This window comes from Massiliimalia timonensis (assembly GCF_900186585.1).
In the GTDB taxonomy this organism is placed as follows: domain Bacteria; phylum Bacillota; class Clostridia; order Oscillospirales; family Ruminococcaceae; genus Massiliimalia; species Massiliimalia timonensis.
Window position 1 is genome coordinate 255,430 of record NZ_FYDD01000002.1, and the last position, 14,584, is coordinate 270,013.

A 14,584-nucleotide genomic window follows, 5' to 3' on the forward strand; every position below is an offset into this window, starting at 1 on the left:
TGGAGGCCAAGCGGCGTGCAGAAATCTGCCAGCTAGTTTTCCATGGAAAAGGGATGTCTTTCCCCGGAGCCGTCTATCCATTGAAAGACGGCGGCGCTGTAGGCGAACCCCGGATTGCAGATGGGCTTCAGCGCCTCCAGCTGCGTAAAGGACAGGCTTAAGCAGAGGAAAGCGACCTGTGTATGGAACAGATACAGGTAGGAAGAGGCCAGTTCAAACGAATAAGTCCCCTCATTGTCAGAAACAAGGGATCTTTGCAGGTCTACAGGCTTTAGGGTATCACAGATCTTTGAAGTGAGATCTTGGCATTTAATGATATAACAAGAACCGACCGTCGCTTCATTGGAGCGTTCCAGCATGGCCTTGATATTTTCGTTGAGGTCCATTGTGGTCAACGGCTGATAACTTCCGATCTCTTCTAGCCGTGAATATTGAAGCTTGTCAGCATCGTATTTTCAACGGAATGATTAGAAAACACCCATATTGGGCCTGATTGATCTCCTCTTGATTTAACATTTCCCCTTTCATTGACCTCATTATAACAAAAAGAATGCGGGCTGGCAATCAAAGAAAGCCCCTCGGAATAGTTTGTGGAACAAAGCTTTTGGTTTGCTTTCTCCGGTAAAGCTGTGCTATAATGTGGGCAGTATACAGATGAAAAAATCATGGGAACAGAAAGGGAAAAACGATGGATACGACAGAGGTTGTAGCGGCATTGATCAAGGAACAGGACCGCTTTTTGATTTGTCAGCGGCCTGCGGGAAAATCCCTTGCATTGTTTTGGGAATTTGTAGGCGGAAAGGTGGAACAAGGGGAAACAAAGGAACAGGCCCTGGTCCGGGAGTGTCAGGAGGAGCTTGGGGTCATTGTTGCGGTAGGGGATGTCTTTTGGGAGGTGACCTATCACTATCCAGACGCGATCGTTCATCTGACCTTGTTTGAAGCAAATATCAAAGAGGGCACGCCCCAAAAATTGGAGCATCAGGACATTCGGTGGATCAAAAAGGAAGAGATTCCCCATTATGATTTCTGCCCGGCCAACAAGGATGTCTTAGAACGGCTTCAAAACCTACCTGTCCGAGAAACAACACACCGCGGCTTTTAGGGGAAACGCTATCGACCGGACAAGCCGATCCTACAAGGAATCGGCTTGTCCGGTTTTTTTAGAGTATGACCAAAAACGCTCATCGGTGCTCAGAAGGCGTTTTTTCCAGCGTTAAATCAGGCCGGTATTTCCGTGGGGTGACCCCCATGGCCTTTTTAAAATAATTGCAAAAGGCGGAGGCATCTTTAAAGCCGCAGGAATAGGCGATCTCCGTAACTGTATAACGGGGGTCCCGCAGCATGTTGGTCGCGTTTCGCAGCCTTAACTGAAACAGGTACTGCTTCGGGGAGAGGTGCTCCTCCTCCATGAAAAGACGGTACAAATAAGTCCGGTCGATCCCTACAAAGCTGGCGATGTCGGAAATACGAATATGATAGCTGAAGTTGTTTTCCATGTATTCCTTGGCCTTTGCCAGATATTGCTTTGAATAGCTTTCTGAAGAGGAAACGGACTCCTCCTGCATCAGTCCGAATAGCTTCAGGACATCACCGGCCAAGGAAATAGAATGATTGTTGCCGCCATGAAAGGTCTGCAGGGCGGCAAGGACCCTTTGGGCGGCAGACTCTTTGGCGTCAGGGCTGTCGGGACAGCGATAGATACAGGAATTGCGGAAACAGGTGTTTTCTAATAGAAGGGGCACCATGGTACCGTCAAATCCGATCCAGGCATATTCCCATGGATCGTTCTGATCCGCCTGGTAATAGGTGGACTCTAACGGAAAGATCAAAAAGGCATCTCCGGCATGAAGGCGGTAGGTCTGGCCGTTTCGCTGGTAGATACCCGCCCCATGTAAAACGACATGGATCAAATACTGCGTACGGACTGCCGGGCCGAAAAAATGACCGGGTACACATTGTTCACTTCCGCAGAAATATATGGAAAATGGGGAACCGGTATTTGGGTACATGGGAACCATGCCTCCTATACAACAAATTAACAATTTTTAGAAACAAAATAGATATTAAATCCTACCTTTCCATTATATAATACAAAACAGTAGATAGCAACAAAAACAAGGAGGAATTCAAGATGGTTAAAATTACTTTCATGGGTGCGGGAAGCACTATATTTGCAAGGAATGTCCTGGGTGACTGCATGTGTACGCCGGCACTGTGCGAAAGTGAGATCGCGCTGTATGACATTGATCCGCACCGCCTGGAGGATTCTAAAATCATCCTTGATGCAATAAACAAAAATGCAAATCAGGGACGGGTAAACATCAAAACCTATTTAGGGGTGGAAAACAGGAAAGAAGCGCTGCGGGGCGCTGATTTTGTGGTAAACGCCATTCAGGTAGGGGGATACGACCCCTGCACGATCATCGACTTTGAGATCCCGAAGAAATACGGCCTGCAACAGACCATTGCAGACACGCTGGGGATTGGCGGGATCATGCGCGGGCTGCGCACCATTCCCGTGCTTCAGGATTTTGCGGACGATATGGAAGAAGTCTGCCCGGATGCGATCTTCTTAAATTACACCAATCCTATGGGCATTTTATCCGGTTACATGCAGCGTTATACTGGCGTGAAAACGGTAGGGCTTTGCCACAGCGTTCAGGTTTGCTCGGAAACATTGCTGAAAAATCTGGGTATGGAGGATAAGCTGGAGGGTCGGATCGAAACGATCGCCGGGATTAACCATATGGGCTGGCTGCTCAGTATTACAGATAAAGACGGAAACGACCTGTATCCCGAAATCCGCAGACGCGCGGCCCAGAAAAACGCTTCTGAAAAGCACGACGATATGGTCCGTTACGAATACATCAAGCATCTTGGCTATTACTGCACTGAGTCCAGCGAACATAATGCAGAGTACAATCCGCTCTTTATCAAGAGCCGTTATCCGGAAATGATCGACCGTTTCAACATTCCGTTGGATGAATACCCAAGAAGATGTGTCAAACAGATCGCGGAATGGGACGAAGAAAAGGCCAATATTTTAAAAGATGGAAAAATCACCCACGAAAGAAGCAAGGAATATGCTTCTTATATCATGGAGGCGGTAGTTACCAATCAGCCTTATAAGATCGGCGGGAATGTACTCAACCGCGGAAGCATTGAAAACCTGCCGGCAGACGCCTGCGTGGAAGTGCCATGCCTGGTGGACAGCACCGGCATCAACCCTTGCCGGGTCGGCAGACTGCCGGTACAGCTGGCAGCCATGAACATGACCAACATCAACGTCCAGCTTTTGACCATTGAAGCGGCTGTAACTAAGAAACGGGAATACATTTATCAGGCGGCGATGTTAGACCCGCACACTGCGGCAGAACTGAACATTGACGATATTGTAAAAATGTGCGATGAACTGATCGAAGCACACGGTGATTACATGAAGATGTACCGGTAAGCCGGAACTACACTGACCTAGAAAAAGAACACTGCTCCAGCAAAGGGGCGGTGTTCTTTTTTTAGGGGAAAATTTGTTTTCAGCCTGCCAAGAAGCTGCGGCAGGCTGTACGGCGACAAAATTACAAAAGGGACGTTTTAAAAAGCGCGCCTTGCTGAAATGATTGAAGCGGTTTAGCGTAACGTTGACAGGGATTGGAAAATAGCATACAATGAATACGCGATCTGCTTTGATAAGATAAAGCAGACACTGGGACAAAAATACAAGACAGATGAAAAGAAGAGGGGTAACATTATGACAAAGGACATTGCAGCGCAAAAGGGGAAAAGAGATTCCTTTGTATCACGCTGGGGATATATTTTGGCATGTATCGGCTCTGCCGTAGGGATGAGAAATATTTGGATGTTCCCCAGCCGCGTATCAAAGTACGGAGGAGGATCGTTTTTGCTCCCTTATTTTTTGTTTGTGATCATCATCGGATTTTCCGGTGTGATCGGGGAGATGGCCTTTGGCCGCGCGACCCGTTCCGGGCCGATGGACGCGTTTCAAAAAGCGGTAGAGTCCCGTGGCTGGAACGGCAGGATCGGAAAGATATTAGGCGCTGTGCCGGTACTGGGTTCTCTGGCGCTGGCGATCGGATATTCGGTGGTAATGGGATGGATTTTAAAATATGCCGTCGGTTCCTTTACCGGCTCTACCCTTGCTCCGAAAAACGTAGATGAATTCGGCGCTTCCTTTGGGGAAATGGCCTCCAGCTTTGGGAATAACCTATGGCAGATCATTGGACTGTTACTGGTCGCTGTCATTATGATCGCCGGGATCAGCACGGGGATCGAAAAGGTCAACAAGGTCATGATGCCGTTGTTTTTTGCCATGTTTGTAGGACTGGCCGTTTATATGCTGTTCCAGCCCGGCGCGATCGATGGGTACCGGTACATGTTTTCTATCGATGAAAATATCAAGAATCCAGTCACTTGGGTCTATGCATTGGGGCAGGCGTTTTTTTCGCTGTCGCTGGCAGGGAACGGCACGCTGATCTACGGCTCCTATCTGCGGGATGATGAGAATGTGATCGGCTCAGCCTGGAAGGTGGCACTGTTTGACACCTTAGCGGCCATGCTCGCGGCGCTGGTGATCATTCCTGCAATGGCTTCGGCTGGAACCAGCCTGTTCGACGGGGGTCCCGGATTGATGTTCATTCATCTGCCCAACCTGTTTAAAGGGATGCCGGGAGGAACAATACTGGTCATTATCTTCTTTATCGCGGTATTTTTTGCAGGAATCACCTCTCTGATCAACCTGTTTGAAGCGCCGATCGCCACCTTGCAGGAGGTGCTGCATTTCACCCGTGCCAAGGCAGTTGCCGTGATCTTGGGGATCGGTACCTTAGTCGGCCTGTTTATTCAGGCGATCGTGGGCGAATGGATGGACGCGGTTTCCATTTATATCTGTCCGCTGGGCGCCGGGATGGCCGGGATCATGTTCTACTGGGTCTTCGGCCCCAAATTTGCACGCAAGGAACTGCAAAAGGGGAGAAAACGAAAAATCGGAAAATGGCTGGAACCGATGACTATGGTTGTTTTCTGCGGGCTGACCGCAGTCGTGTTTGTACTAGGGATCGTATTCCAAGGGATCGGATAAAAGAAGCGAAGGGGAGCATGCTCCCCTTCGCTTCTTTCCATGTGTTCGGAAATATTCTAAATGCGCAGGCAAACTGGGCTTTGCCGTTTTGCCTTACCATTAGAACTTCCTGCCCAAATTAAAACGATCCCTACCACAGCTAACGGAATATAAATGACATTCGGAATATGGAAAATAGATTTATCTATCATAGGCACAGCGACATCAATGAGGCCCCTATGGTGATAAACTATTTCTGTCTTTCGTTTTACGGTTCACGAAGCTTTATTGCAGTTCCTTTTCTGCCGCCTCAAACAGCCCGTTGATATATGCCGCCCCCAATGCGCGGTCGTAAAGCCCATAGCCGGGCCGGCCCTGTTCATCCCAGATCATCCGACCGTGGTCCGGCCGGACCCAGCCGTCAAAACCGTGTTTGACCAGAGCCTTGACAACGCCATACAGGTCTAGCGAGCCGCAGCTGCTGGGATGGGGCGCTTCATAGAAGTTTTTCTCCTCATCGCGCCAAACGTTGCGCAGATGGACAAACGGGATGCGCCCGGCGAATTCGTCCGCCATTTTGACCACATCGTTGTGCGCCCCTGCCCCGAATGAACCGGTGCACAGGGTCAGCCCATTGGATGGGCTGTCAACAATCGAGAATAAACGCCGTACGTTTTCCGCACAGGTGATGATCCTTGGCAGGCCAAACAGGCTCCACGGCGGGTCATCCGGGTGGATAGCCATTTTGATGCCGGATTCTTCCGCGACAGGGACTACAGTGCGCAGAAATATTTCCAGATTACGCCACAGGTCTTCCTCGGTCAACATCTGCCAGCGTTGGATCAGCCTCTTCATCTCTTCCTTGCCATAGCTTTCGTCCCAGCCGGGCAGGGAAAGGGAACCGCTGGTGGGGTCCATCTGCTGCACCGTTTGGTTCTGGTAACTCAGCGCGGTGGAACCATCCGGCAGTGCAAAATTCAAATCGCTGCGCAGCCAGTCAAAAACAGGCATAAAATTATAGCAGACTACCTTGACTCCGGCTTCCCCTAAACGCCGGAGATTTTCACAGTAGTTTTCCAATAGACGGGGAGCGTCGCTTCCTCCTAGCTTGATCTCCTCATGAACGGGCACGCTTTCCACTACCTCGAAGGCAAGCCCGTTTTCCTGTGCCTGCTGTTTCAGGCTTTGGATGCTTTCCCGGGGCCAAACCTCACCTGGAGGCGTATCATATACTGCGGTAACAATACCGTGCATGTTGGGAATCTGGCGGATAAATTTCAGCGGTACGGCGTCATCCGGCCCATACCAGCGAAAGGATAGCTTCATAAAAATTTCCTCCCCAAAAATCTATGTATTTATACGGTTACTTGTATTATAAAGGGAAGGATTGGGAAAGTCAATTTTATCGTTCTTAGAGGCGACAGGTGTTTTCTGAAACGGGAGAGGCGCTCTTTGTGATATTACACAATCCTTGGCAAAGAAATTAGGTAAAGTCATGAAAGTTTTTGCGCTTTCGGGACATGCCTTGTCAGCCTGCCGCAAAACAGAGTATAATAAATGAACAATTTGAAGAAAAGAAAGGTAGATACCTCATGAAACACATGGATGAAAAATTAATCCGGCGGCTGAGACGTCCGGAAGGAAAAGTTGACGTTGTACTGGATACCGATACCTACAATGAGATCGATGACCAATTTGCCTTATCATATCTGGTGAAATCCGATGATAAACTGAACCTGAAAGCGGTATATGCGGCCCCGTTTCACAATCATCATTCCTCTGGCCCTGCTGATGGTATGGAGAAAAGCTATCAGGAGATCATGAACCTGTTCGACCTGATGGATCGGCAGGATCTGAAAGCGCTGGTTTACCGGGGATCGGAACGCTATCTTCCAAGTGAAACCGAACCGGTGGTTTCCCCGGCTGCGGAGGATCTGGCAAAACGCGCTATGGAATATACGGAGGAGGATCCGCTTTACGTACTGGCTATTGGGGCGATCACAAATGTTGCCTCCGCTATTTTGATAAACCCGCAGATCGTTGACCGGATCGTCATTGTCTGGCTGGGAGGAAACGCGCATAACTGGCCGAATAACAAAGAATTTAACCTGTATCAGGATGTGGCGGCCGCACGGATCATTTTTGGCTGCGGGGCTGCTTTTGTACAGCTCCCGTGCAGCGGTGTGGTTTCCAACTGCGCTACCAGCGGCCCGGAACTGGACTATTGGCTGAGAGGCAAAAATAAGCTGTGTGACTACTTGGTTGCGCATACGGTAGATGAAGCGGCGATCTGTGGACAGACAGGCTGCTGGACGCGGGTGATCTGGGACATTACGCCGGTGGCATGGCTGCTGGACGAATCGTTTATGGAGGGAAAACTTGTCCATGCGCCGATCCCAGAATATGACCATCACTATGCGCAGGATGAAACACGGCATTTTATGAATTATATTTATCATGTGGATCGGGACAAGATCTTCACCGACCTGTTTGCAAAACTGGCGAAATAAAAATGCAGCTTGCTAGTCTGTTTTTACAAGAAAGACATTTTTTACTTTGTCTTTCTAAAGAATACAGAAGAAAACAGAATTTGACAAAAACTTTTATCAATTCGTCATATTTATTCGAAAAAAAGAAAACGATTATACAATATGGTACAAAATTTTACACTTTATTTACGTTTGTCTTGTAGACAACAGAAAGATGCGGTATAATAGTTAAACAGACATAAGGAAAGGTGGAAGCTTTGATGCAAAAAAATCAAGATTTTAAGCCATTTGTTCCCGCTGATAAAGTAATGCCTGAGTTCACTGCAACTTCTATTATAATCGGTGTCTTGCTGGCGGTTTTGTTTGGCGGCGCAAATGCGTACCTGGGATTGAAGGTCGGCATGACCGTTTCTGCTTCAATTCCTGCCGCGGTTATTTCTATGGGGATTATCCGCGTGCTGTTAAAAAGAGAATCTATCCTGGAAAACAATATGGTGCAGACGATCGGTTCTGCGGGTGAGTCCCTTGCGGCGGGCGCTATTTTCACCATGCCTGCTTTGTTTATGTGGGCTTCTGATGGAACCATTGATTCCGTGCCGTCTTTCTTGGAGATCGCCCTGATCGCTCTTTGCGGCGGTATTCTGGGCGTACTGTTCATGGTGCCACTCAGACGTGCTCTGATCGTGGAAGAACACGGAACGCTTCCTTATCCGGAAGGCTCTGCTTGTGCGGAGGTTTTGATGGCTGGGGAAGAAGGCGGCGAGAAATCCAAGATCGTATTTGCCGGTTTGGGGATCGCTGCGCTTTATAAATTCATCGCGGATGGATTAAAGCTCTTTAAATCCGAAGTGACATGGGACATCTCTGCATATCCGGGAAGCGGGATCGGGATGGACGTGCTTCCCGCGTTGGCAGGCGTCGGCTATATCTGCGGAAGGAAGATCGCTTCCTACATGCTGGCCGGCGGCGTGATCGCATGGTTTGTCATCATGCCTTTGATCATGCTGTTTGGCGGCGATACCATCATTTTCCCGGCTACGGTAACTGTGAATGAACTGGTTGCCGAGGGCGGGGTATCTAACCTGTGGGGCACCTTTATCCGTTATATCGGGGCGGGCGCTGTTGCTGCCGGGGGTATCATCAGCTTGATCAAATCCGGCCCGCTGATTGTCCGCACTTTTGCGCAGGCAGTAAAGGGGTTCAAAAAATCCGATAAAACAGTAACCGTAGAGCGTACTAACCGCGATATGTCCATGAAGATCTTGCTGGTTGGCATTGTAGTTGTGGCATTGATCATGTGGCTGGTACCGGCGATCCCGCTCAATTTCTTCGGCGGGCTGATCGTTATTGTGTTTGGTTTTTTCTTTGCAACAGTTTCCTCCAGAATGGTTGGCTTGATCGGTTCCAGCAATAACCCTGTTTCCGGAATGGCGATCGCAACCATGCTGATCTCAACGATTTTATTAAAGGTAACAGGGAACGACGGCCCTGGTGGAATGGTTGCGGCGATCGCGATCGGTTCTATCATCTGTATTGTTGCGGCAATGGCTGGGGATACTTCTCAGGACCTGAAAACAGGGTATCTGGTTGGGGCAACTCCGATGAAGCAGCAGTATGGTGAATTGCTGGGCGCGCTTGTTTCCGCATTGGCGATCGGCGGGATCTTGTTCTTGCTCAACGCGGCTTGGGAATACGGTTCTACCGAACTTCCGGCGGCACAGGCGACCTTAATGAAGATGGTCACCGAGGGCGTTATGGGCGGAAACCTGCCGTGGAACCTCATCTTTGTGGGGATCGCGATCGCGGTCGTAGTGGAGATCCTAGGCATCCCGGTCCTTCCGTTTGCGGTTGGTTTGTATCTTCCGATCTATCTGAGTGTTCCGATCATGGTTGGCGCTTTGGTCCGTACTTTCTTTGAAAAGAGAAAGAAGTGGAGCGAAGAAAAACGGAAAACTACAGTGGACAACGGTGTGTTGTATTGCTCCGGTATGATCGCCGGGGAAGGCTTGATCGGGATTTTGCTGGCTGTTTTCGCGGTGATCCCGTTATCCAACGAAAAAAGCTTGGGGGATCTCATCAACCTGACCAACTACGGGATCGACTTGGGCAATATCGGCGGCTTGGTGTTCTTTGCGATTTTGTTGGCGACCATTTTTGTGTTCGCTACGAAAAAATCTAAAAAAGACAGATAAGGTATACTTTTTCGTTCTGAAAAAAGGGCAGAAAAAAACACCCTAAAAATGGGTGAAAACAGTGATAGAAAAGCCTGAACGGAAAATAATAACAATAAGTGCGACATGGATTTAGGCTGTATAAATTTTATACAGCCTAAATTATTTCGTTTTGGAGGAACAGATGAAATCGAAAAAAAATTACTTGGATATGGTTCCGCGGCAAAACCCCGCTTACTCTTGGGAAATTGACGGGGAAGGCATGGTCGTTTTATTGGTAGAGCATAAGGGTCCATATAACTGGCTGGCGCAGAAGCTGCTGAAAAAGCCGCGGGTCAGCCGTGTTTCAATGGAGCGGTTTGGCAGCTTTATTTGGCAGCAGATCAATGGACAGCGTACTGTCTATGAGATCGCGCAGTTGGTATCTGAAAAATTTGGGGCGGAAGCGGAGCCTTTGATTGAGCGCTTGGTGAAATATTTCCGGATCCTGCAAAACAACCGTTTTGTCTTGTTTTCATAAGGAGGCGGAAGTATGGAATGGTGGCAGATCGTTTTATGGATCTTGATAGTAGCAGTGATCACGGCCGGATTATATGCATGGGGCGTTAAAAAGTCGATGGAACAGCAGCAGAACCTGTTGCGGATGCTGTATCAAAAGGGTTCGGACAAAGTCTTGCACTATCTGAAAAAACATGATACCATTACAATAAAAGAGATGGAAGAGCTTGTGCGGGATATTCGTGCCGGGGAATTCCATAGTAAAAATAAAGCTGTGGTAACAAAACCGCATGAGTTTTGCTTGCAGCTGGTAGAACGCATGACCGGCCGCGGCTTTCTTGAAGAAACTGTATCTGACGGAAAGAAAGCCTACCGCGCTGCTCAGCGTCATAAAAAGGAGCGTTAACGATGAGAGTTTTGGAGCATTTAAAACCAAAATCTGTATTTTCTTATTTTGAGGATCTGTGCGGCATCCCGCACGGTTCACGGAATGTAAAGGCCGTCAGCGATTACTGTGTTTCCTTTGCGAAGGAGCATGGGCTGGAATGGATGCAGGATGACGCTTACAACGTGATCATTATAAAACCGGCGACCGCAGGGTATGAGAAAGCACCGGCTGTCATGCTTCAGGGACACTTGGATATGGTCTGCGAAAAGGATATGGCTTTGACAGATCTGGATATGGCAAAGACACCGCTGGACATAGCGATTGACGGAGACTATATTTATGCAAAAGGCACGACCCTTGGCGGGGATGACGGGATTGCGGTGGCTTGTATGCTGGCAGTCTTAGCTTCAAATGACCTTTCGCATCCAAGGATCGAAGCAGTTTTTACGACCGATGAAGAAATCGGGATGCTGGGCGCCGCGGCGATCGACCTTTCTCCGCTTCAGGCAAAGCTTCTGATCAATATGGATTCCGAAGAAGAGGGGATCTTTCTGACAAGCTGCGCAGGCGGGGTGACCGCAAGCATTAACCTGCCGGTTGCGTATGAGGAAACAGGGAAAACCCCGGTAGAGATCACGATTGACGGGCTGCAGGGCGGACACTCTGGGATTGAGATAGACAAAGGACGCGGAAATGCCAACATGCTGATGGGGCGGCTGCTCAATCACATGAAACAGGTGGATTTCCGTTTGGCTGAACTAAAAGGCGGGCTGAAAGACAATGCGATTCCACTAAGCTGCCGCGCGGTCATCATGACAGACGATGTGGAGGCTGTTCAGCAGGCTGTCCAGGAATATGAACAGGTCCTTCGGCACGAATACCGGACCAGTGACCCGAATGTGAGCGTGCACGCCGCTGTGCTGGAAACAGGGTCCTGCGCGCTGAATGCAGACAGCACCAAACGGGCGGTCAGCTTGCTTACGAATGTTCCAAACGGCGTTCAGGCGATGAGCATGGATCTTGTCGGTTTGGTAGAAACTTCTTTAAATTTAGGAATTTTGGAACTGACCCAGCAGGGGCTTTTCCTGAGCTTTGCGGTCCGCAGCTCAGTCAGTTCGGCAAAACAGGCGGTTTTGGAACGTCTGGAAAGCATTGCCGAACTGCTTGGCGGAACAGTAGAACTGTTTGGAGATTATCCGGCGTGGGAATTTAAAAAGGATTCCCGCCTGCGCGAGATCATGATGCAGACCTATCGCGACCTTTATGGAAAGGAGCCCGAAATTCAGGCGATCCATGCCGGGTTGGAGTGCGGGATCTTCTCCGGAAAGGTGGAGGGTCTGGACTGCATTTCTTTGGGGCCGGATATGATGAATGTCCACACGAGTAAGGAACGGCTGAGCATTTCATCAACTGCCCGTACATGGGATTTGGTAGTGGAAACCCTTAAACGGTTAAAAGACTTTTGATTTAAAAAAGCCGCGGCCCTTTGGCCGGCGGCTTTTTTAAATCAGGAACAGCTTATTTTAGAAAGCGTAAGCAAATCAAACAGTTTAAAGGTGGTTTTTTCGTTCAATAAGGATAATTTCTACAGAAGCGAAGTATTTTACTTTGTAAAATCTTGTCATACGAATTTTACAGAGGTATAATATAAATATCAAAAAACTGGAAAGGAGCGGGTGTTCATGGATAAGATTGACAAAGAATTACTTCGTTTACTGACAGAGAATGCCAGAAAACCGCTCAATCAACTTGCGCAAAAGGTATTTTTGTCTTCACCGGCTGTTGCTTCCCGCATTGAGAAGCTGGAGCGGGAAGGTGTGATCCAAGGATATACTGCTAAGGTGGATTATTTGAAATTGGGGTACCCCATTACCGCATTTATCAATTTAGAGGTACAGCCTCAGCAAAAGCAATCTTTTTATCCTTTTATTGCAGCATGTCCCAATGTGCTGGAATGCAACTGTATCACAGGGCGGTATTCCATGCTGATCAAGGTAGCTTTTCCGAGTACGCAGGAACTAGATACCTTTGTCGGTCAGCTGCAAACCTACGGGAATACAGAAACACAGATCGTGTTTTCTACTCCGGTGGAAAGCCGCAGTATTCAATTGGAAGCAATGGAACCGGCTCATTGAGCGAGATGGATATCAAAAGCCTCTGCCATACGGCAGAGGCTTTTTTGGCTGTTTTTCTACTTAATATTGTTTTCCCCAATAAACCTGGTGCTTGGCAGGCTTCCCGCAGCAGACGCAGACATCGGAAATGTGTTCTTCTTCAAATGGGATACAGCGGGATTTTACACCGCCGGTTTCTTCCTTGATTTTGTTTTCACATTCCACATCACCGCACCACATTGCTTTGATGAAGCCGGGCTTGTTTGCAGCGATATCTAAAAATTCTGTGTAGTCATGCGCGGTGTAAGTTTTTTCCTTTAAATTTGCCAGTGCTTTTTCATACAGTCCGTCATGGACAGCTTGAAGAAGCTTTGGAATCTCTTCCGTCAGGTTATCCAAGGAAACAAAGGTCTTTTCCCGGTTGTCGCGGCGGACCAGTACGCACTGGTTTTGCTCGATGTCTTTCGGGCCGATCTCTAAGCGGAGCGGCACGCCTTTCATTTCATACTCGCTGAATTTCCAGCCGGGGGAATTGTCGGAATCATCCAGCTTTACCCGGAAGGTATCAGACAGTTTGTCGGCAAGCTCTTTTGCTTTTTCCAAAACGCCTTCCTTGTGCATGGCGATCGGGACGATCGCCACTTGGATCGGCGCCACTTTCGGCGGAAGAACCAGCCCGTTATCATCTCCGTGCACCATGATGATCGCGCCGATCATCCGAGTAGAAACGCCCCAAGAGGTCTGATGCGGGTACTGGAGGGTGTTGTCCCTGCCAGTAAAGGTGATGCCGAAACTTTTGGCAAAGCCATCCCCAAAATAATGGGAGGTACCGCCCTGCAGGGCAACACCGTTGTGCATCATTGGTTCAATGGTGTAGGTTTCCCTTGCGCCCGCAAATTTTTCCTTTTCTGTTTTGCGGCCGATCACCGCAGGGATCGCAAGCGTTTCCCGGTAAAAGTCAGCGTATGTCATCAACTGCTGCATGGTTTCCTGCCTGGCTTCTTCCTCTGTTTCGTGCATGGTATGACCCTCCTGCCACAAAAATTCAGAGGAACGCAAAAATGGGCGGGTGGTTTTTTCCCAACGCATGACAGAGCACCATTGGTTATAGAGCTTAGGAAGGTCCCGGTAAGAATTGATGATCTTTTGATAATGCTCACAGAATAATACCTCGGAGGTAGGGCGGATACAAAGCCGTTCAGCCAGCTTTTCCTGGCCGCCTTGAGTGACCCATGCAACTTCCGGCGCAAAGCCTTCTACATGGTCTTTCTCCTTCTGAAGCAGGTTTTCTGGAATAAGCATCGGCATATATACGTTTTCGTGGCCGGTCTTTTTAAAGCGGGCATCCAAATCTTTCTGGATATTTTCCCAAATCGCATATCCGTACGGACGGATGACCATACAGCCCTTCACACCGGAATAATCGGTCAACTCTGCTTTTTTTACAACGTCGGTATACCACTTTGCGAAATCTTCATCCATAGAAGTAATGGCTTCCACCATTTTTTTTTGTTTTGCCATTTTATTTTCACCAATCCTTTAAGTGTTAAAATCATTACAATTACAGATTATTTTATCATTTTTCCAAATAAATTGCAATGCAATTTCAACCATAAATACGAAAAACATTTTACCAATAGTATATTTTTTTATAAAAAAACAATATGTATCAAAAATTGACAGATTACACCATTAAAATGAAGTCGATTCATTGGTTATTTACAGACTGGACATTGAATTTCTGCTTCCACGGTGCTATAATGAAAGAAATCTGTTTACATACTGCTTACATAAGTCATGGTGTAATGGGTTTGACTGAAGATTGAAAAAAGTTAGGATGTGTTTTC

The 14,584-nt window shown here is 48.2% G+C and carries 13 protein-coding genes; 9 read left to right on the forward strand and 4 right to left on the reverse strand.

From position 1 onward, the window contains the following. Positions 1 to 32: 32 nt before the first annotated feature. Positions 33 to 395: a hypothetical protein gene (locus CIB36_RS01280; protein WP_158662537.1), complete on the reverse strand. Its 363-nt coding sequence runs from the start codon at positions 393 to 395 to the stop codon at positions 33 to 35. 293 nt (positions 396 to 688) lie between these two features. Between CIB36_RS01280 and mutT the strand changes: the two genes are divergently transcribed. After that, positions 689 to 1,105 (forward strand): 8-oxo-dGTP diphosphatase MutT, encoded by a 417-nt coding sequence (mutT, locus tag CIB36_RS01285; RefSeq protein WP_093987810.1) that lies wholly within the window; start codon positions 689 to 691, stop codon positions 1,103 to 1,105. A gap of 79 nt (positions 1,106 to 1,184) precedes the next feature. Here the strand turns inward: mutT and CIB36_RS01290 are convergent, their stop codons facing one another. After that, positions 1,185 to 2,012 (reverse strand): AraC family transcriptional regulator, encoded by an 828-nt coding sequence (locus tag CIB36_RS01290; RefSeq protein WP_158662538.1) that lies wholly within the window; start codon positions 2,010 to 2,012, stop codon positions 1,185 to 1,187. Positions 2,013 to 2,134: 122 nt separating this feature from the next. Here CIB36_RS01290 and melA point away from each other — a divergent pair, with 122 nt between their 5' ends. After that, complete coding sequence (gene melA / locus CIB36_RS01295; protein ID WP_093987812.1) at positions 2,135 to 3,457, forward strand: alpha-glucosidase/alpha-galactosidase; 1,323 nt, start codon at positions 2,135 to 2,137, stop codon at positions 3,455 to 3,457. Positions 3,458 to 3,751: 294 nt separating this feature from the next. Next, positions 3,752 to 5,098: a sodium-dependent transporter gene (locus CIB36_RS01300; protein WP_093987813.1), complete on the forward strand. Its 1,347-nt coding sequence runs from the start codon at positions 3,752 to 3,754 to the stop codon at positions 5,096 to 5,098. Positions 5,099 to 5,362: 264 nt separating this feature from the next. On the opposite strand, the gene uxuA is transcribed toward CIB36_RS01300, so the two are convergent. Further along, entirely contained in the window at positions 5,363 to 6,403 is a 1,041-nt protein-coding gene (uxuA, locus tag CIB36_RS01305) for a mannonate dehydratase (RefSeq protein WP_093987814.1), read from the reverse strand. A gap of 266 nt (positions 6,404 to 6,669) precedes the next feature. Between uxuA and CIB36_RS01310 the strand changes: the two genes are divergently transcribed. The 6 genes from CIB36_RS01310 to CIB36_RS01335 all read left to right on the forward strand — a co-directional run bounded on the left by CIB36_RS01310 (position 6,670) and on the right by CIB36_RS01335 (position 12,758). Then, complete coding sequence (locus tag CIB36_RS01310; protein WP_093987815.1) at positions 6,670 to 7,587, forward strand: nucleoside hydrolase; 918 nt, start codon at positions 6,670 to 6,672, stop codon at positions 7,585 to 7,587. 239 nt (positions 7,588 to 7,826) lie between these two features. Next, positions 7,827 to 9,758, forward strand: a complete 1,932-nt coding sequence (locus CIB36_RS01315) for an OPT family oligopeptide transporter (RefSeq protein WP_093987816.1) — start codon at positions 7,827 to 7,829, stop codon at positions 9,756 to 9,758. 163 nt (positions 9,759 to 9,921) lie between these two features. Further along, positions 9,922 to 10,257 (forward strand): PqqD family protein, encoded by a 336-nt coding sequence (locus CIB36_RS01320; protein WP_093987817.1) that lies wholly within the window; start codon positions 9,922 to 9,924, stop codon positions 10,255 to 10,257. A 12-nt stretch (positions 10,258 to 10,269) separates the two neighbouring features. Beyond that, a complete protein-coding gene (locus tag CIB36_RS01325) occupies positions 10,270 to 10,641 on the forward strand; it encodes a hypothetical protein (RefSeq protein WP_093987818.1) in 372 nt (123 codons plus the stop codon). A gap of 2 nt (positions 10,642 to 10,643) precedes the next feature. After that, positions 10,644 to 12,089, forward strand: a complete 1,446-nt coding sequence (locus tag CIB36_RS01330) for an aminoacyl-histidine dipeptidase (RefSeq protein WP_093987819.1) — start codon at positions 10,644 to 10,646, stop codon at positions 12,087 to 12,089. A gap of 216 nt (positions 12,090 to 12,305) precedes the next feature. Then, positions 12,306 to 12,758, forward strand: coding sequence for an Lrp/AsnC family transcriptional regulator (locus CIB36_RS01335; protein WP_093987820.1), 453 nt, complete (start codon positions 12,306 to 12,308; stop codon positions 12,756 to 12,758). 60 nt (positions 12,759 to 12,818) lie between these two features. Here the strand turns inward: CIB36_RS01335 and proS are convergent, their stop codons facing one another. After that, entirely contained in the window at positions 12,819 to 14,258 is a 1,440-nt protein-coding gene (gene proS, locus CIB36_RS01340) for a proline--tRNA ligase (protein ID WP_093987821.1), read from the reverse strand. Positions 14,259 to 14,584: the final 326 nt, after the last annotated feature.

What these genes read in the sequence shown, in the direction of transcription:
- CIB36_RS01330 (WP_093987819.1), top strand. Translation starts at nt 10,644, where the DNA reads ATGAGAGTTTTGGAGCATTTAAAACCAAAATCTGTATTTTCTTATTTT.
- proS (WP_093987821.1), bottom strand. Translation starts at nt 14,258, where the DNA reads ATGGCAAAACAAAAAAAAATGGTGGAAGCCATTACTTCTATGGATGAA.
- CIB36_RS01310 (WP_093987815.1), top strand. Translation starts at nt 6,670, where the DNA reads ATGAAACACATGGATGAAAAATTAATCCGGCGGCTGAGACGTCCGGAA.
- CIB36_RS01300 (WP_093987813.1), top strand. Translation starts at nt 3,752, where the DNA reads ATGACAAAGGACATTGCAGCGCAAAAGGGGAAAAGAGATTCCTTTGTA.
- CIB36_RS01290 (WP_158662538.1), bottom strand. Translation starts at nt 2,012, where the DNA reads ATGTACCCAAATACCGGTTCCCCATTTTCCATATATTTCTGCGGAAGT.
- CIB36_RS01335 (WP_093987820.1), top strand. Translation starts at nt 12,306, where the DNA reads ATGGATAAGATTGACAAAGAATTACTTCGTTTACTGACAGAGAATGCC.
- uxuA (WP_093987814.1), bottom strand. Translation starts at nt 6,403, where the DNA reads ATGAAGCTATCCTTTCGCTGGTATGGGCCGGATGACGCCGTACCGCTG.
- CIB36_RS01325 (WP_093987818.1), top strand. Translation starts at nt 10,270, where the DNA reads ATGGAATGGTGGCAGATCGTTTTATGGATCTTGATAGTAGCAGTGATC.
- CIB36_RS01315 (WP_093987816.1), top strand. Translation starts at nt 7,827, where the DNA reads ATGCAAAAAAATCAAGATTTTAAGCCATTTGTTCCCGCTGATAAAGTA.
- melA (WP_093987812.1), top strand. Translation starts at nt 2,135, where the DNA reads ATGGTTAAAATTACTTTCATGGGTGCGGGAAGCACTATATTTGCAAGG.
- mutT (WP_093987810.1), top strand. Translation starts at nt 689, where the DNA reads ATGGATACGACAGAGGTTGTAGCGGCATTGATCAAGGAACAGGACCGC.
- CIB36_RS01320 (WP_093987817.1), top strand. Translation starts at nt 9,922, where the DNA reads ATGAAATCGAAAAAAAATTACTTGGATATGGTTCCGCGGCAAAACCCC.